Below are 19,358 nucleotides of genomic sequence, written 5' to 3'. Positions count from 1 at the left end.
CGATTAACGGTATAATTTTCTTAGAAAATTTTTGCCAAGCATTATATGTTCAAGGTTTTATAAACCAAGTTTTGGATGACAGAAAAGATAATAAGAAGGATACAATATGAATGAGCATCGTTTAATCGCCAACTGGCAACAGGTTAACGAACAAGTAACTCAAGCCTGTTTGCAGGCTAATGATTTAATAACGGAGCAGGAAAGAGCTACTAGATCAGCGTCAGACGTCATATTGCTTGCAGTTTCGAAAACCAAACCTGCTGATATGATCGCTATATTGGCTCGGCAAGGACAACGGGATTTTGGTGAGAACTATCTGCAAGAAGCCATTGAAAAAATCAAGACACTACAAGGTCAGCCTGAAGCTGCCTCTATCGTATGGCATTATATTGGGCATGTTCAGCGTAACAAGACTCGTGACATTGCCGAAAACTTTGATTGGGTACAAACGCTTGAGCGTGACATCATTGCAAAACGTCTGAACGATCAGCGTCCAACAGATATGCCGCCACTGAATGTGCTTATACAGCTTAATATAGATGATGAGGAGAGTAAGTCAGGTTGTCGCCCTGAAGATTTATCCGACCTACTAGCAGCTATCAAAGGCTATGAGCGCCTACAATTACGCGGTTTAATGATTATTCCTGCTAAGTCTAATACAGATGCGTTTAAACGCACCAAGATGTTATTTGAAAAGATAAAGCAAGAACATCCGGATTTAGAAGCTTGGGATACGCTTAGTATGGGTATGAGTAATGATATGGCAGCCGCTATTGCTAACGGCTCTACGATGGTAAGGGTTGGCACAGCGATATTTGGTGCACGAGATTGATTAGGTTACTTACTGTTCTCACTATTTGTCTTTGAGATCATCGACAGACCTCTCCAAGAAAGAGCTGTTTTTGCAGAATGTCTAGGCAGTTTCTTCAAGTTTGGTCACTAGCATCTGATTGATTTTTAATTTCTCAGTATCTAGTATTTCAAACCGATAGTTGGCATATTCGATGGTATCCGTTTTTTTGGGTATTTTTCGCAGCATATACATCATAAAACCACTGATGGTTTCATAGTTTTGATTGCGCGGTAAGTTTACGATATCTAAAGCACGAACCACATCTTCGATAGGCGTCATACCGTCGATCAGCCAAGAGTTATCAGTACGCTGGACAATAGGCTGATCTTCTAATGTAACAAGCTCACCCATGACAATGCTCATCACGTCTTTAAGCGTTATGACACCCACGACCATTGCATACTCATTGACGATGACGGCAAAGTCCGCACCAGTGGATTTGAACATCTCTAGCACTTCAAACAAAGACAAGGTGTCAGGCACGAATAGGGCCGGCTTTAATAGCGCTTTATCGGTTAAACTAACCTTTTGCTGATTAAGGACTAACGCTAAAAAGCTACGAGACTCTACATAACCAACGATATGCTCTAAGTCATCATCATTGCACACCAAAAACTTATTATGGGGTTGCTCGATCATGGTCTCGACCACTTTGTCGGTACTTGTTTTGGTATCAAAGTAAACAATATGTTCGCGGGGATTCATCACTGAGGTGACTGTCCGCTCTTGCATCTCAAAGATATTTTCTATCAAATGATGTTCTTGCTTTTTTAACACCCCAGCTTCGGCCCCAGCATCCATAACGGCATAAATATCTTCTGGCGTCATATCATCTTGACGTGCTGTTGATATACCCAACACCTCAAAAATAACATTTGCCGCACCATCAAATACCCAGATGATGGGTTTGAACACAAAAATTAAAAGCATCATTGGCCGTACGAGTCGCACGGCTATAATCTCAGTACTAGACATTGCCAAACGTCTGGGCATCAGGTCAGCCAGCAAAGAGAACAAGCTTGTAATCAAGACAAAAGAGACAATCGATGCTATAGCTTCATTGTTAAATAAAAGATGTAGATAAGGACTGATAGCTGATTCGCCCACTGCACCAGCTGAAATAGCGACAGCGTTTAAAACCACTTGTACTACTGTGATAAAGCTACCAGGATTGTCCTGCATATGTAGGACATCAAGTGCTCGGACTTCTCCTTCTTTTGCCATAATTTGTAGTTTAATTTTGCGACCAGCGGCAATGGCAATCTCGGCAGCAGAAACAAAAGCGCTTAGGGCAAGCAACAAAAGAAGGCAGATACTAGCGGTTAGCAAACTCATGAAGTACTCAAAGAAAGGTAGAAGAATAGAAAGGTTTGAAAGTAAATAAAAAGGCAGCACCGCAAGTTATGATAACTATGATTTATACATTGATAGAATAGTTACCGAATACGTATTTGTACTTGTATAAAATATTTAATAACCATGCTAAAACTATCATACTAAGGAATTAAGGTACTGCTAATAAAAAAAGCTGGACAAGAAGTGCCCAGCTAATAATAAACATAATAATATAAAGGTATGATCAAAACCAAACAGTAAAACCAATAAACTTTTAGCTATTAATCGACCATTTGTTGACTAACGGATAGCGACGTTCACGCCCAAAGGCTCTTTGACTAATCTTCGTACCAATCGGTGACTGACGACGTTTATATTCGCTATTGTCCACCATTTTGATGGTTTTGGCCACCATATCGGCATCAAAACCTTTATCGACAATCGCTTGATAACCCATATCTTCATCGATATACAAGGTTAAAATACCATCTAATACCTCATAATCAGGTAGGCTGTCTTGATCTTTTTGATCAGGACGTAGCTCAGCTGATGGCGGGCGAGTAATGACCCGCTCAGGAATCACAGGCGTATCCTCTAAGCGATTACGATAGCTTGCCAAGTTATAAACCTGTGATTTATAAACGTCTTTTAGCACATCGAAGCCACCAGCCATATCACCATATAAAGTAGAGTAGCCGACTGCTAGCTCAGACTTGTTGCCAGTCGTAATGACCAAATGTCCAAATTTATTAGACAATGCCATCAAGATAACACCGCGCGCACGTGCTTGGATATTTTCTTCAGTGGTGTCAGCAGGTGACTTGTTGAATAATGGCGCTAACGTATGGCGAATACCTTCGACGGCATCAAAGATAGGGCAGACAGTATAAGAGACATTTAGACGACGCGCTTGTGCTTGAGCATCTTCTAAGCTTATCTTTGAAGTGAACTCATAAGGCATCATGACAGCATAGACTTTATCTGCACCCAAAGCATCTACAGCGATACACAAGGTCAAGGCCGAATCGATACCACCTGATAAACCAACCAGTACGCCACCAAATCCTGAATGATTGACATAATCACGTAGCCCAACGACTAACGCTTGGTACATCTCTGACTCACGGCTCAGCGTTAGTGGCGCTTTTTCTTGAGTGTTGAATGCATTGCTATCAACATTTAAAGTCGCTAGCATTAATTGATCTAAAAAGCGTGGAGCTTCATGAGCGATAGAGCCATCGGCTTGCGCGACAATAGAACCACCGTCAAATACTAAGTCGTCTTGACCACCTACTGCATTCACATAGACAATGGGTACTTTGTGTTCACGGCTACGCTGAGTCAGCATGGTCTTACGCATATCTTGCTTACCCGTCTCAAACGGAGAAGCATTAAGACTGACAATGATGTCGACGCCTTGCTGTTTGAGATCTGCAATGGGTGTTTTTTCCCATAAATCTTCGCAGATAAGTAGTCCGATGGTGATGCCTTTATAATCAAATAACACTTGATTACGGCCTTTATCAAAGTAACGGCGTTCATCAAATACCCCATAATTGGGCAAAAACTGTTTATGATAAAAACCTTTTTGATGGCCATTATGCAAGATAGCGGCTGAGTTAAAGGTGCCATGATGGTCAACATGTGGATAGCCGACGATCATCACAATATCTTGAATATCACTTAGAGCCGATAATGCGCTTTTGATGCGTCCAGATAAGCTTGGACGAAGCAGTAAATCCTGCGGTGGGTAGCCTAGCAAAGCCAATTCTGGGAAGACAATGACATCAGCGCCCTGATCGCGCGCTTGGATGGCAAGTTGACGCATTTTGTTAGCATTGGCAGAGATATCCCCTACCAAAAAATGTGATTGGGCTAAAGCGAAGGTAACCTCATTTGGCGCTACATTGTTTGCAGACCTATCGTTTGAAGGTGAACTCGTTGTATTAGCAGAGTTGTCTGCCGTAAGATTAGAGTTATCAGTGTCTTTTGACATTGTTGTTATTCCTATAAGTATATCAACGAAAATTGGTGGGCTATTGTGAACCCAAAATAAAAGTATCTATAGAACGGTGCTAGCAGTTATAGCCTGCTCAGGCATCACGTTTTAATTATTAGACTGTATGCTAATATTTTTAGGTAAACAGTATCAATCAATACTAATAATCGCCTGCATACGATCGGCGATATTGACATTTGCACAGAATATTGTCCGAAAAATCTACATAGTATTGTTAAAATCAAATTAATAGCTTTAGTATAACATCAATTGTATAACCTACGAGAACGCAGCAGTGATTTACCCCTATAGATGACTACTCAGTTGTCTAAGTATTATTGTAATAAGTATTAATTTTTCTGTATCACATAAACGTCAATTTTTTGCTAAATAAAAGTGAAATTGTAAGTAAAAATTACAACACATCATTGTTTATTTATAGAACGTTATTGCATAATGATTGCCAATATTTAAGTTTTTTTACCAAGTTGACAATATTGAGTCAGTTAGGTCAATCAATAAATTATTTGTTGTTGTATATAAGTTATTGAGCTGTGAATAGGATATAGTTGACAGCATAAAGAACAAAAATAAAAGTTCAAAGACTCTCAAATTTATCAAACAGATTTATTATATAGCTCTGTTATACATGGATATAGTTTGTAGACATCATCTATAAGCGGATGTCTATTCATTTATAAATTTTGCAGTAAAAAGCTCGCTAATTTCTTACTGTCAATGCTTGGTTCAAAAGTTATGATTGAAAACTGGACAAAAGAAGTCGTCATTCAACGCCTGCTCGCTATTACCTTACTGATAATGTTATTTATTCTGTGCTTTCAGGTAGTGCAGTTTTTTATTGTACCAGCTTTATGGGCAGCGATATTAGCCTACGTGACTTTTCCAATCTATACCTTTTTTCATGAAAAAGTCAGACTTAGTCCGGATTTTAGTGCTGGTATTATGACGGTCAGTATCTCGTTGATTATCGGAGTGCCACTGGTGATAGGAGTGTTTATTTTGCAACAAGAGGCGCTTAGTCTCTATAGCAACTTAATCTACCGTGTGAAGGTAGGCTACCTTGATGTACCCGATTATTTTAAAGAATTGCCCGTTATCGGTCAGCAGATAAAAGATATTTTGTGGCAAATTAACAAAAACCCTGAAGGGACACTTGAGGCGTTTCGCGCTTGGATTCAATCGCATTTATACTATGGCAAAGTAGCCCTAGATGTGGTACTCAGTACTTTAGCCAAGCTTGGTATGGCGCTAATGACGCTGTTTTTCTTTTATCGGGATGGGACCAGTTTGATACGTCAGATTCGTCAGGCACTACGCAACGTCATTGGCAATCGAATCGACGGTTATATTGATTCGGTTGGTACAACCACACGCGCGGTGGTATACGGTATCGGTCTGACTGCATTGGCACAAGCGCTGCTTGCCGGTATTGGCTATTATTTCTCAGGATCACCCAGCCCTATTTTACTGACCATCGTAACTTTTATGATTGCGTTAATACCGTTTGGTACGCCGTTTGCGTGGGGCGCGGTGGCGTTTTGGCTATTGAGTCAAGGGCATACGACAGAAGGCATTGGTCTGGCATTGTGGGGTATTTTAGTCATTAGTTGGGTGGACAATTTGATACGTCCGATTGTAATTAGTGGTGCGACTAAAATTCCTTTTATTATTATTTTTATTGGTGTGTTGGGTGGTCTTACCGCGTTTGGTTTTGTCGGTCTATTTATCGGACCAGTAGTGCTGGCCATTGGACTTGCTGTATGGCGTGAATGGATCTCTCAGCATAGAGATGAGATTTTTGCGCCAAAAGAGGTGACGCTAGTAGATAATCAGATGTTGTTAGATTTTGATGATCTGATAAAAAAGAAAACAAAAAGCTGAGTTATTCGTTAGGCAGTATTGCTGTCTAATAGCGTATGTCCATATTATCTATCCACCATTAATCGAGGCGCTCATTTATGTCTAATGTTATAAGCTCTGATTCTATGACATCTAAAATCAATCATAAGCTTACCATCATCGCTGATAGCAATATCGCTGGTCTTGAAGATTTTTTTAATGAAAATACGTTGGGCCAAAATACTTATCAAACGGTTAATATTATCAAAGTTGCTGGACGAGATATCAACGCGCAATTGGTGGCTAAGCTGCAACCAGATGTATTGTTAATCCGTTCTGTGACCAAGGTTGATGCAGCTTTATTGGCAGACAATGATAGCGTTAAATTTATCGGCTCAGCGACGATTGGTACTGATCATGTCGACCAAGCGTATCTGACAACACGCAATATTACTTTTGCCAATGCAGCGGGTTGTAGCAAGCATTCGGTGGCGCAATATGTGTTGACGGCTATCTTAACCTTGCGCCCAGAGTACTGGCAGCAGCTATCGACGTCACCGACATTGGGTATTATCGGGCTTGGTAATATTGGTAGTATACTTGCGCAATACGCTACTGATCTTGGCTGGCAAGTATTGGGTTATGATCCGCTATTACCTGCATCGAACATCAATAATGCCAGCTTTGATGAGGTCATTAGCCAAAGTGACGTTATTAGCTTACATGTACCGCTGACTGACAAAAAAGACAATAATAATCCTAGTGGTAGTGATTATCCTACGCGGCACTTAATTAATAAAATCGTATTAGATGCTATGCCGTCCAAAACTTTACTCATTAATAGTGCACGCGGACCAGTTATCGATGCAGCAGCATTACAAGCTGACATCAAGAGTAATGAGCGTCAAGTAGTGCTCGATGTGTTTGAGCATGAGCCGTACATATCTGAACAGTTACTAACAAAGCTGGCTATCGCCACCCCGCATATCGCTGGTTATACCTTAGAAGGCAAGCTACGCGGTACGCAAATGGTCTATGATGCATTATGTGAAGAATTTGCTGTCACGCCTACACAAGCTATGCAGCAGCTATTGCCAGTCAACATGTATCTATGGTCTGAGCTTAAAGCCTATCCAGATAGACTGATAAAGTTTTATGACATTATGCAGGATGATAGAGAACTGCGCGAAAAAGTAACTAATGGACAGGTAAGTGGCGCGGATTTTGACCAGCTGCGTCGTGATTATCATTTGCGCCGTGAGTGGCAGTTTTAAAGACGGTAGATATCAATCTTAAGAAGATATTATTAATAATCATATTGGATAATAATGAACCCATCAAGCCGTACTTCTACTCATACTTCTAAGCCTGTCTACGCGCCAACTATGACACTTTCCATGGCACAAAAACGTGCAAAACTGCTTAGTGGTATACGCCAGTTTTTTGCAACGCGTCAAGTGCTTGAGGTGCAGACGCCACTACTATCGCAAGCGGGTAATACCGATACTTTTTTGCAATCAGTGGCTGCGCAAGTCACTTATCAAGATAAGCCGTATACTTATTATCTACATACCTCGCCTGAGTTTGCGATGAAGCGTCTTCTTGCCAGCTGGCAAGTGCCTATGTATCAGATTTGCTCTGTATTTCGCGATAATGAGATAGGGACGCGGCATAATATTGAATTTACCATGCTTGAATGGTATCAGCCGTACTATAGTTTGACGGAGCTAGCTGACGAGCTAGGTCAATTGTTAGAGGCGTTATATGGCTATCCGGTAGTCATGAATCACTATCGTTATGTTGACGCATTTATGGACTTTGTGGGAATCCATCCTTTGACGGCCAGTATAGAAGCACTAGAAGCGGTTGCAGAAGACAAAGGGTTGGCAGGTTTTGATTTTGATACTGATATAGATAATAAAGAAGATAGTCGGCAAGGGTGGTTAGATTTATTATTCAGCCATGCTGTCGAGCCAAATCTGGGACACGAATTACCGACGATAATTATCGACTATCCACCTGCCACAGCGGCTCTCGCTAAGACTGAGTTAGACAAAGACGGCAATCTAGTTGCTAAACGCTTTGAGCTATATATCAATGGGATTGAGATTGCCAATGCTTATGATGAACTGGCAGACGGTGCAGCATTAAAGCAGCGTTTTGAACAAGACAATCTATTGCGTCAGCGTCATGACTTACCGAACATGCCTATAGATGAGCATCTGCTTGCCGCTTGTGATGATTTGCCAGCTTGTAGCGGTATTGCATTGGGTTTAGATAGGCTACTTATGGTGCTATCAGGGGTAACCAGCTTAGAAGAAGTCATTACTTTTCCAAGCGACTTGGCCTAGCATTAATTAGCTTAGCATTAATTAGCTTAGATACTAATTTGGCTTGTTACTAAGTTGGTTTGTTACTAAGTTGATATGTCACAATCCTCTTCGCTACTCTAGCTATTTGATAACATAATTACTTTACAAGGCGTTCCAAAATTAAAGCGAGCAAACCTTTAGGCTTACTCGCTTTAGCTCTTTTAGCGCTACGTTATATTATAATTTTGCAATAGCATCACTAATAGCAGTGTCACCATTTTGCATACTAAAGACTTGCTTATTGGTATTATCGGCATTTAATACTGCTACTAACGTAGCGGCAACGTCCTCAATGGCATTTTCACCAGCCTCAGTACTGTTTACAGCGATTTTACCAGTGCCTGCACGCTCTTTTAAAGCACCAGCTTGCACGATAGTGTAGTCGAGTGTACTGTTATTCACTAACCACTGATCCGCATAATGCTTGGCAATGTAATAGTCTTTTAAGTCAGCGATAGCAGGGTTGTCCCATTTGCTGGTATCCAATGAAAACACGGTGCTTAGCATGATATAACGTTTGATACCTTTGTCCTCTACCGCCTGCATCGTCTTAACCGCACCATGCAAATCAACTTCTAACACGCCCTTACCGCCAGACCCAGCGACAAAATATACTGCCTCGATATCATCAGCGATTTGGCTCTGAATAGCATTTTTCTCGGCGGTAATGTCCAAATCTAACTGCGTGTAATTATCATCATTAAATAATATTTCATCTTGACGGGTAGTACCGACCACTTGATGGTTATCAGCTAATAATCGCTCAACCAGATCACTACCAACGCGACCACTGGCACCTATGACTAAAATTTTCATATTCTTTCCTATTTTTGTTTGTATTGTCGTTATGCTATAAATCTTTATAATAAGAGTACTTTGTATTCAAAAACTACTTGTCAAAAGTAAGTATTGAAAACTGTATATACGGTAACAAGAATAGGTAGCACACTTCGTTATGAAGCGTGCCAGTTGCATAGTGTTTGGTTATAGAGTGTATAAGGTTTGCAAGGGAGGTGAGATGATTAAGAACTGAAAAGTTAACGTACCAGTTTGTTTAGACCATCGGCGAAGGCTTTTTTGTCGCGATCGCCATAAGGCTTTTGTCCACTCATCTCTTGTAGCTCTAACACGCCAGTGCCACGCATGGTATCCATAAAATCGCGCATATTGAGCTTTTGCTTGATGTTGTTTTTATCATAGACCATACCGCGGGTTGTCAAAACCAAGCCACCTTTGTCCAAAATATCATTGGCCAAAGGAATATCGCTAGTAATAGCCAAATCGCCTGATTGTATTTGTTCTACGATATAGTCATCAGCCTTGTCAAACCCCGACGGCACCACGGTCATGACGAGCAGCGGTGACTTACGTAGTTTAATAGGCTGATTGGCGACGAATATTGCCACTGTTTGCGTACGCTCGGCAGTTTTGATAATCAAGTCTTTAGCAATTAACGGTACCGAATCAGCATCCACCCAAATTTGCATTATTTCTTAGCCTTTTCTGTCTTTGCCTTAACGTCAGGCGCACTAGCCATTTGACTGTCTTTATTTGCTAAATCAGTATTTTCGATGTCAGTGTTTTTGATATCAGTGTTTTTGATGGACGTTTCGTTTTTGTCATCAAGCTCTGTGGCATCTTGATTGCTTGGCTCATCTTGCTGTTTTTGACTTTTTTGGATAGGCATATATTCTTTATCTAAGCCAACTTTGTTAGGTAACACGGCTACCAATTTAGCCATTGAAGGCTCTAAGTCGGTCACATCGTTAGGCATCAAGGTTATGTGGGCGATTTTCCGATCTTCACGCTCCGCCTTGTGATAACTATGATAATGCGCGCCATCGATAGCCAGCACCGCACTGATATCAGGATACTGTCCTAGTACGTTGACCATAATCGCAGGATGGACATTATCTGTATCGCCTAATGGTAAGTTAACGACCGCGCGGATATGGTTTTCAAATTGACTAGTGATAGCGCCTTCAATGCTCCAGTGTCCCGAGTTATGCACGCGCGGTGCAATTTCATTGGCAAGTAGATAATCATGACCGCGCGCATCTTTAGCAACGAATAATTCTAGTGCCATCACCCCGACATAACCTAAATGGTTCATAACCGTAGTAATAGCTTGTTTGGCTTGATTAAATATGTGGCTGGTACCAACGGCAGGTGCTTGGGTCTTGGCTAAAATGCCATGATGATGATGGTTTTCAACCAAGTCATAACAGCGCACACTACCGTCTTGGGCGCGGACTGCAATGATAGAGACCTCACGGCTAAAGTTAACAAAGCCTTCTGCAATAAGGGGCGCAGGAGTTGGTGTTAAACTGCCTTTACCGCTGACTGCATCTTTAAGATCTTGCCAAGCGGCTTTGATATCGCTGTCTTGCTTGATGACGTATTGACCTTTACCGTCATAACCACCGCGACTGGTTTTGAGGACAATAGGCAAGCCTAATTGCTCACAAGCCTGTTTTAATTCAGCTTGCGTACTCACCGCCATAAAAGGTACCGTCGCGATATCAAGATCATTAAACATCTGCTTTTCTTTCAAGCGATCTTGAGCGATATCGAGGGCGATGAGCGGTGGAAACATACCTTGTTTTTTGCCCGCCGCTGCAAGGTTTGCTAACTTCTCGACAGTCGATGTTGGGGTGTTTTCAAACTCCAATGTAAATACATCGGCTACAGCAATGAAGTCGTCTAATTGCTCATTGCTATATACCTGCCCATAAAGACTGGCAGGGCAGTCAGGGTTGTCTTCTAAAAATATACATTGATAGCCAAGTGGCAGAGCAGATTGTGCGAGCATCATACCAAGCTGACCACCGCCTAAGATACCGATGGTATGGATAGTTTGCGTAACAGGATAAGCGTTTGCTGTGGTCATGAGAAACTCTTTGGATTAAAAATGAATTAAAACGTACGGTTTAAAATAGGAAAAGGTGCAATGTATGCACCTTGTAGTCAGTAAAACCTATCTGAAATTAAATATCAAGTGGAGAACCATTAAATTTAACTCATCTCAATGAAGAAAATGAGGAATCATGGTTATACAAATATTGTTTAACGGTTAATAATACCAGGCGTAGGACTGGCTAAGATGGTCTCAGTTTGAGTGTGTCGTAAATCATCAAGTTTGGCAGCGATGGTACTATCATGCAAAGCCAGTACTTGAATCGCAAGTAAGGCTGCATTATAAGCGCCAGCAGTACCGATTGCTAAGGTCCCAACCGCCACGCCTTTAGGCATTTGTACGATAGAGAGTAAGCTATCCCAACCGCTTAGCATCGATGATTTCACTGGTACACCGAATACAGGAAGCGGCGTCTGACTGGCGCACATACCTGGTAGATGCGCAGCCCCGCCTGCACCAGCAATAATAACTTGTAAGCCTTTGTCTTTGGCGCCTTTTGCATAATCAAATAGTCTATCAGGCGTACGATGGGCAGAGACAACTTCGCAATCAAAAGCAATATCAAAGTCGGCCAGTAGCTGTGCGGCACAATTCATGGTTGCCCAATCAGACTGCGAACCCATGATGATACCCACTTTTGGCTGGCCAGTAGGAGAGGAGACAGGCTTGGGGTTTTCGGTCGCCAATACGGTGCTCATAATGTAATACCCTCAAAACGACCATCATACAAAAATTATGCTATAGCCGTAAAGCCATGTTTTAATGATAATACTCACATTATCCTCATATTCGTTAAATGAATATGGTTTAATGAGGGCGATATTGCACAAAGTTGGCAGACTGTAGAGGTAGCGGTTGAGTGGTATCGAGCTGATAACAAGTCAGATAACCACTATCAATCGCTGCTGAATAATCCGTACAAACGACCTGCGAGCTGAGCGGTTCAGGCTCGCCTGCCAGCCAATAATGTCCGACAAACACAGGCTTATGAGTTTTTATAGCAAAGTCAATATTCTCAGCCAAAGCGTCAACTGGAATCTGTGCCAGTGCTGACGTGGGTGCGCGGGCAATCTCATGAAGCGTACGCGATCTTAACTTGTCGAGCCACCAACGTACCCGCACACGTGAGCGTTTAGTGCCTTCTTTGTCAATCATAACAATGCCATCCGGTAATGGCGTCTCCACACCTTTTAGCACACGCTCTAAAGCATCGAATGGTGGGGTGTGTTCTTTTGAAGTCACTGCAAGCGCATGAGGGGTTAGGCAGTTATCGGCTGTAAGTAAGGGTTTGAGCAGCGCCATGCTGTCCACATCCCAGCAAGCATGGACAAAGCAGGCATAATCAGTCTCAATCCATAAAGGAATCTCATAAAAGCGCTGTAGCCAATAATGATGTAGCTCTGAGTCAAAGGGGACTTCAGCCAAGAATGCTTCGTGCTGACGCGTATGGACTTCATCATGTGAGCGCAAGTAGCGTTCAGGGTTGTTGGGATCACGCGTTGCAAACGCGATTGCATTATATTCGTGATTGCCCATGACGATATCAGCGACGTCAGCATCTAACATAGCAAAAGCAATCTCAAGGGTCGCTACTTGCTGAGGACCGCGATCAATTAAGTCACCAATAAAGAGCGCACGATGACCATCTGGCGGCACAAAGTATTGCCCATTATGGACATAACCTAATTGCTCAAGCAATCCCGTCAGTTTGTCAGCATAACCGTGAATATCACCAATAACATCTATAATCATAAGTCGTTATCAAAACCTAAAAGTAAATGAGATTAAAAAGTAAATGACACCATATACTAGATAAGCTAAAAACTAGGAGAAAGTAAAGCATTAATAAAATGTGGCAGTACTTGTGGCTCAAGAATGATGGTCGCTACCACACCAAATGCACCGCCCCACATATGAGCCATATGATTGATATTAGAGCCACCACGTTTGTCAGCGTAGATACTATAGGCAACATAAGCAACAGCAAACAGTATCGCAGGAATCGGCACAATAGCAAACAGATAGATGGACTCCCATGGCGCCAACAGAATAAAAGCAAACAATACCGCTGATACGCCACCTGATGCACCTAAGCTTAAATAACTGGCGTTTTTCTTATTTTGCAGATAGCTTGGTATCATTGCAATGATAATGGCCAACAAATAAAAAGCCACAAACCCATATCCACCCAAAAATGGCTGATAAAGCCCTTCTATAGCGCGACCAAAAAAATACAAAGTAAACATATTAAACAGTAAATGCATACTATCAGCATGGATAAAGCCATGACTGACAAAGCGATACCATTGACCATTACTTACCGCTGGTGGGTAAAAAATTAATCGATTAAACAGCGTTTTATTTTGCCATGCTAATAAACTTACGATGACTGTGACTATAATGATAAGTGTCGTGTGATTAAACAAAGAGTAATCCTTAGGCCAAGCCTGATAAACAAAGACGTTGCAAGCTTAGTTGCTACAGCTCAAGGTGCTTTTAGAGATTAATATACGTCAAAAATTACGTTTTGGTACGATAGATTAGATGCATATTATCAGCATCTATCATAGATACAGCGACCAATGGGTCAGATTATAAAGTTAAAAGACGGCCATAGGTTGAATGAATTTACATACGTATACAAATTATACTGAATAGGTAATTAATTTAACGTACATAAATCATATTTTTAAATCGACCGCAGGAGCGACATTAGGGTTTATTTATAGGTTTTTACTATCGACTTTTAAAATTAGTTTTGCTTAAAAGTATAATATCGATATAACCATTCAATGAAAAAAGCTATTTTGGTTTTTTTAAAATCTAATAACTAAAATTATGATTAACTAAATAATCAATAGCGCATATTATAGCCATATTTACAAAAGCTACTTTTATTACCTTTACTATATAGTCGATACCGAATAAAACCGATACGTTGTAACGTGATGCACAACTGATATAAATTTTTCTTGATTGCTGTGTCTACGCTGACAGACCCTGTAAAAAATTTATACCAGTCTTGCTGTATCGTTTTTATAGCAAATTAACTATAGTCAGTTCAAAATAAAATCGTTAACTTAATAATCACATACAAACAAGATAAGTATTTTCTGCGCGCTACTATGACTAAGAATACGGCCATTTCATCTCAGTTGTATTACATCGGTTTTGACGTGAATCCCCTATATATTATCTCGCTTCAAAGGCAATATTTATGACTATCATTGATCAGCTTGACCAAACGGTAACGACAGCGGTGTTAGGTAATAATAATAACGTGGCGCATGTTAGTTTACTTGAACAGTTTTATGCCATTTTTATTGCACGTTTAGCTCAGCCTGATGTATATACGCAGTTGTTACATGCTGATCAAGACATATCAGTACCAGCAACTTTGAGCCCTGAGATCTCAAGCATCACGATGTTTGAGCAGCTATGGCAAAAGGCAAGCCTGCGTCAATGGTTAATTGATGAATTGGCGACAAGCCATCATGTTGATACACAGACCACCGAAAAGCTACTAAACAATGCTGCATCGCTGACCTATCAAGAGCTGAATGTGTTAGCCGATGGTCAGTTTTTACCTGTTTTTTTACAGACGCAGCAACTGTCAGTTAGGCCTTATTTGCCAGTATGGGCAGAGAAGGTCATATCGCCAAAGGATGCAGACAACGACGCTATAAACTTAGATAAACAACCCCCTTTAATCGATACGACAGATACTATTTATGCTAATCCATCTGACTATCGTGACTCAGACACTTCTGAGAGTCGTTTAAAAGGCCGTACTCGTAACCCGAGGAATAATCTGATAGTAAAGGTCTTGCTATTGATTGGCGCACTGCTCGCCATCGGGCTAGCATGGGTATTCGTCATCAAGCCTAATTATCTAACCGCTGCACCTGTAGGGCCAGTTGCTGATATACCTGTCAAAGCTGAGCCGACAACTGAGCCTGCCGTAGAAGATTTATCACCAGTGGAGCTATTGGTTGTGATAGATGACAGTGGGAATATATATACTTGTACCGCGACTGTAGGGGATACAGTGTTACAAAATGCGCTGAATCAAGCCTTACACGTCAGCTTTGGAGAGCAAGCAAATTCTTGTATGCTAGAAGTAAAGCAAGGTGTTGCTAAGCGTTTATCCAACATCGATGTAGAAGCGTTGCCCCGTGTATTCACGCTACTGCGCGCAGTTCCTTTTGCACGATTACAACTACAGAACGCCGCGCTTAACCTAGAAGTACCGGATGACGTATTACTCCAACGCCTAGTGACTGATGTACGGACTATAATACCGACAGCAATGATTACCCATGCTGCGCCCTTACCATTAGCAAATAGCGACGAGATAACCGTCAATAATAACGATGATATAAGTATGATGAACAGTCGCGATAATCAGTCTAGCGATATAAAAAAACCACTAAACAATACTTATGACGAGACTTATCCTCAAAACAATAACCTTCAAAATAACGATATGAGTTCCAACCAGAGTGCATGGCAATCAAATAACGATACAAGTAGTACAACAGAAACAATACCCTACAATACCAATGCTAATAAAGATATGAATAACCAGCCTAACAACGAGCGCTCGTATACCACTTCAACTGGTTCTATGTCAGCAGCAGAGGTTGATAATTTGGCCAATACTACGATTGTCGCTGAGAAGCTACGTAATGAGAGGCCAGTTGATAAGAATATCGTTCAGGAAAGATAAGCACGCACTGAAATATTCAAACAGTTTTTAACGATTTAATCAAAGTCTACGTAGCGATTGATATTTGATCTTCATACTATTTTTATCTTTATGTTAAGAAGTTGTAAGGTATTAGCGATACAGTTACGTGCCACATCTCAAAAATTACCTAATGTATCATTTGCACAACAGCGTGTTTGTAGAGTTGATTTATGCATTGCTTTTATAATATCTGATAGTTAAGTTTTATAAATGAGTAGTTAATTGTAAATCTTATATGAATAAAATTAGTCAGAATATAAGGTGCTCAGCACTTTTTTATTTGGACTATTTATCTATATACAGATTTATAATAGATTTTTTATATCTTTTGAATGAGTTAGACATAAAACAAGAATGATTGGAGGAAGTACATTATGGATATCATTGGTCATTTAACACGTACCGTTAGCCCTGCAGTATTAGGAGATGATCAGTCTCCCGCTAAAAAAAGTTTGCTAGAACAATTCTATGCGATTTTTGCTGCACGTTTAGCAGATAAAGACACCTATGGACGTTTTGCTAACGAAAATATTGCCCGCGATGATCAGAGCTTTTATGATCGCGTATGGACTGACGGCTCGCACCGTGACAGTATTTCACGTGAGCTTGCTGGTGCTCATAATGTGGACGCAACGGCGGCTCGTGGTTTAGTCGCTATGGCAGCGCCACTTGCTTATCATGAAATCAAAAACCTAGCAGGTACGACGCCTGTACCACAGTTCTTAAGCGATAATTCTGCTGATTATCAGCATCATATTCCTGCTTGGGCCAGTGCAGTAGTTCCTGCTGGTATGCTTGGTGCTGGTGCTGCCGCTGGTACGCGCATTTCTGATACTACCAGTATGGCGCCACTTCAGCACAAAGAAGAAGAATCTGGTAGTTTTATGAAAGCTTTGCTACCTATTATCGGTTTGATTATTTTAGGTGCATTGGCTTGGGCGTTATTAAGAGGGTGTCAAGACAATCCAGAACCTGTAGCTACTCCAGTCGTTACTGAACAGTCAGTTGAAGATGATGGTCAAGCGGTAGCTGCGGTCGCCGCTAGTGTGGAGCCGGCCTCTATTCGTATTGCTACTGGCGAGGCAAATACCTTATATGCATGCCGTATGAATGTGGGTGATGAGACATTACAAACAACCATTATGAATGCTATGAGTAGCACCTTCGGCAATGAGGCTGATAAGTGCCGTGCAGATGTAGATGATAATTTTTCAACAGATATGCCAGCTGCTGCACAACTGGCTTCTATCTTACCAATTATCAAAAGTGTGCCAAACGCTAGTATGATCATCAAAGGCGATGAAATCGTGGTTAATTCGGCTGATACAGATGTACTTGATAAGCTCATCTCTGACTTACAAGCGGCTGCACCAGCACTGTCTATAAAAGCAGAGGGCCCATTAGATCTACAGAATGAGATTGATAATAGTTTGGTTGCAGCAGAGGCTGCTGTCGATAATCTTGGTGAAAACCCAGACCCTCGTGATGTTGCTCGTGCTTTGAGTATTCAGGTGATTAACTTTGAGCTTGATAAAGCGATGATTCCAGAGGTGAACAAACCTTTTCTTGATCGTGCTGCCAATGTTGTCCAAGAAGTCCCTAACGTTGAATTAGTGATTATCGGACATACAGACAATCAGGCCTCTGATGCATACAATATGGAATTGTCTCGTGACCGCGCTGAAGCCGTAAAAGAGTATCTGGTCTCTAAAGGTGTTGATGCAAGTAAGCTTACAACCAAAGGTATGGGTGAAAGCGAGCCTATCGCTGATAACTCGACCGAACAAGGACGCTTCCGCAATCGTCGTATCGAATTTGTTGTTAACGACGAAGCTACACTGAATGGTACAGGTGCCAGTGGTACGATTACCAATGATGCTATTGACCCAGACTTAAATCCGTTGGATAGCAATAATGATGATATGACGGTGGACGGTGATGACAATGGCGTAGATGCTACTGTGCCAGATCCAGATTTAAATCCATTAGACAACAACAATGATGATGTATTGCCAGATGGTGATGATCCTACTCAAGGTACGGTATTAGACCCACAATAAGGATTAAATTTAACTGCTAATTTAAAAAAACGCACCTTTTAAGGGTGCGTTTTTTTGTTATATAAAATGTCCTCAAAGACGATAAAAACTACTTAACTACCAAAACTATTTATCTGTAGTCAGTTGGGTCTAGTTCCTTATATTCACTTTGGGGTAGCGAAAAATCAGATTGAGCATTAAAAAACGTCTTTAGAACATTCTCCTTAGCTTGCTGCCAATATTCAAACTGCTGGCAGGTCGATTTTAAATCTCCTTGCCATGACGGTACCTGTCCACACATAGTTTTGAGGCGGCTTTGGTTAGGGTAGGGCAGTTCTTGAGCAACCTTGGCCGCTTCATGAGCTGCAATGCGATCATTGCATACTAGAGCAATATCACAACCGGCTTTGATGGCTGCACGTACACGGTCGCTAATGTCGCCAGCCGCTTGTGCGCCTGCCATACATAAATCATCAGAAAATAAAACACCATCGAATTTGAGCTGATCACGAATGATGTCTTGCAACCAAACCTTGGAAAAACCTGCAGGTTTATCATCTACTTGCGAAAATATCACATGCGCTGGCATCAGTGCATCGAGCCATGGTAATGTCTGGGCAAAAGGCTGCATATCAGTGGCTAGTATTTCATCAAGGCTGCGATCATCAATGGCTTCTGCCACATGAGAGTCAGGAGCGATAGCGCCGTGACCAGGGAAATGCTTGCCTGTGGTTGCCATACCAGCCGCTCTCATACCACGCATAAACTGTGTGGCCAAAGCGACGATCACTTGCGGATCTTTATGAAAGCTACGGTCACCGATTACTTGACTAATGCCATCTCTATCAAGTACTGGTGCAAAACTGAGGTCAACCCCCACTGCTAATACTTCAGCAGCCATCAAATAACCACAATCATAGGCGCAGCTTAGCGCCTCAGTTGAATGATGATCAAACAACTCACCAAGCTTACCCATAGCGGGTATTGGTGTAAACCCATTACGTAACCGAGCAACGCGCCCCCCTTCTTGATCGACACCGATGAGAATATCAGGGTTATGATAGCGAATATCGTCACATAGCGCGCGTACTTGTGCGGCATCGACGATGTTACGTGCAAACAAAATTACGCCACCAACTTGGGCTTGTTCTAGTAAACTGATGTCTTCATTTGTCAATGCGGTGCTACCGATATCGATCATTAACACACCATACATGGCAAGATCCTTAGAGT

Annotated in this window: 15 protein-coding genes; 6 read left to right on the top strand and 9 right to left on the bottom strand. The window is 41.5% G+C overall.

Going from position 1 to position 19,358, the window contains the following annotated elements; all coding sequences use genetic code 11:
* Positions 1-106: 106 nt before the first annotated feature.
* Positions 107-832 carry a YggS family pyridoxal phosphate-dependent enzyme gene (locus ACTXGH_RS03765; protein ID WP_439262865.1) on the top strand — a complete coding sequence of 242 codons (726 nt, stop codon included), beginning with the start codon at positions 107-109 and terminating at the stop codon, positions 830-832.
* Positions 833-913: 81 nt separating this feature from the next.
* Here the strand turns inward: ACTXGH_RS03765 and paeA are convergent, their stop codons facing one another.
* Positions 914-2,188 (bottom strand): polyamine export protein PaeA, encoded by a 1,275-nt coding sequence (gene paeA, locus ACTXGH_RS03760; protein WP_439262863.1) that lies wholly within the window; start codon positions 2,186-2,188, stop codon positions 914-916.
* A 274-nt stretch (positions 2,189-2,462) separates the two neighbouring features.
* Positions 2,463-4,184, bottom strand: a complete 1,722-nt coding sequence (locus ACTXGH_RS03755) for an NAD+ synthase (protein ID WP_439295565.1) — start codon at positions 4,182-4,184, stop codon at positions 2,463-2,465.
* Positions 4,185-4,943: 759 nt separating this feature from the next.
* Here ACTXGH_RS03755 and ACTXGH_RS03750 point away from each other — a divergent pair.
* The 3 genes from ACTXGH_RS03750 (at position 4,944) to epmA (ending at position 8,398) form a co-directional block, all read left to right on the top strand.
* Positions 4,944-6,089 carry an AI-2E family transporter gene (locus ACTXGH_RS03750; protein ID WP_439295566.1) on the top strand — a complete coding sequence of 382 codons (1,146 nt, stop codon included), beginning with the start codon at positions 4,944-4,946 and terminating at the stop codon, positions 6,087-6,089.
* A gap of 104 nt (positions 6,090-6,193) precedes the next feature.
* Positions 6,194-7,321 (top strand): 4-phosphoerythronate dehydrogenase, encoded by a 1,128-nt coding sequence (locus ACTXGH_RS03745; protein WP_439295655.1) that lies wholly within the window; start codon positions 6,194-6,196, stop codon positions 7,319-7,321.
* A gap of 54 nt (positions 7,322-7,375) precedes the next feature.
* Positions 7,376-8,398: an EF-P lysine aminoacylase EpmA gene (gene epmA, locus ACTXGH_RS03740; RefSeq protein ID WP_439295567.1), complete on the top strand. Its 1,023-nt coding sequence runs from the start codon at positions 7,376-7,378 to the stop codon at positions 8,396-8,398.
* A gap of 198 nt (positions 8,399-8,596) precedes the next feature.
* Here epmA and ACTXGH_RS03735 read toward each other — a convergent pair whose 3' ends face one another.
* The 6 genes from ACTXGH_RS03735 to ACTXGH_RS03710 form a co-directional block, all read right to left on the bottom strand.
* Positions 8,597-9,235 carry an NAD(P)H-binding protein gene (locus tag ACTXGH_RS03735; protein WP_439295568.1) on the bottom strand — a complete coding sequence of 213 codons (639 nt, stop codon included), beginning with the start codon at positions 9,233-9,235 and terminating at the stop codon, positions 8,597-8,599.
* A 221-nt stretch (positions 9,236-9,456) separates the two neighbouring features.
* Positions 9,457-9,906 carry a YaiI/YqxD family protein gene (locus tag ACTXGH_RS03730; protein WP_439295569.1) on the bottom strand — a complete coding sequence of 150 codons (450 nt, stop codon included), beginning with the start codon at positions 9,904-9,906 and terminating at the stop codon, positions 9,457-9,459.
* On the bottom strand, positions 9,906-11,309 hold the full coding sequence (locus ACTXGH_RS03725) for a 5-(carboxyamino)imidazole ribonucleotide synthase (protein ID WP_439295570.1): 1,404 nt from the start codon (positions 11,307-11,309) through the stop codon (positions 9,906-9,908). The genes ACTXGH_RS03730 and ACTXGH_RS03725 overlap by 1 nt, the downstream gene beginning before the upstream one ends.
* Before the next feature lie 176 nt (positions 11,310-11,485).
* Positions 11,486-12,034, bottom strand: coding sequence for a 5-(carboxyamino)imidazole ribonucleotide mutase (gene purE, locus ACTXGH_RS03720; protein WP_439295571.1), 549 nt, complete (start codon positions 12,032-12,034; stop codon positions 11,486-11,488).
* Between the two features lie 109 nt (positions 12,035-12,143).
* Positions 12,144-13,088, bottom strand: a complete 945-nt coding sequence (locus ACTXGH_RS03715; protein ID WP_439295572.1) for a metallophosphoesterase — start codon at positions 13,086-13,088, stop codon at positions 12,144-12,146.
* A gap of 65 nt (positions 13,089-13,153) precedes the next feature.
* Positions 13,154-13,762 carry a rhomboid family intramembrane serine protease gene (locus ACTXGH_RS03710; RefSeq protein ID WP_439295573.1) on the bottom strand — a complete coding sequence of 203 codons (609 nt, stop codon included), beginning with the start codon at positions 13,760-13,762 and terminating at the stop codon, positions 13,154-13,156.
* 791 nt (positions 13,763-14,553) lie between these two features.
* On the opposite strand from ACTXGH_RS03710, the gene ACTXGH_RS03705 reads away from it, so the two are divergent.
* Positions 14,554-16,065: a hypothetical protein gene (locus ACTXGH_RS03705; RefSeq protein ID WP_439262847.1), complete on the top strand. Its 1,512-nt coding sequence runs from the start codon at positions 14,554-14,556 to the stop codon at positions 16,063-16,065.
* Between the two features lie 395 nt (positions 16,066-16,460).
* Positions 16,461-18,146, top strand: coding sequence for an OmpA family protein (locus ACTXGH_RS03700; protein ID WP_439295574.1), 1,686 nt, complete (start codon positions 16,461-16,463; stop codon positions 18,144-18,146).
* A gap of 109 nt (positions 18,147-18,255) precedes the next feature.
* Here ACTXGH_RS03700 and nagZ read toward each other — a convergent pair whose 3' ends face one another.
* Positions 18,256-19,341, bottom strand: coding sequence for a beta-N-acetylhexosaminidase (gene nagZ, locus ACTXGH_RS03695; protein WP_439262843.1), 1,086 nt, complete (start codon positions 19,339-19,341; stop codon positions 18,256-18,258).
* Positions 19,342-19,358: the final 17 nt, after the last annotated feature.

This window comes from Psychrobacter sp. 1Y10 (genome assembly GCF_052259005.1).
GTDB classification, from domain to species: domain Bacteria; phylum Pseudomonadota; class Gammaproteobacteria; order Pseudomonadales; family Moraxellaceae; genus Psychrobacter; species Psychrobacter saeujeotis.
Note: the sequence above shows the minus strand (reverse complement) of the source record. Positions and strands in the feature narration are given on the sequence as shown.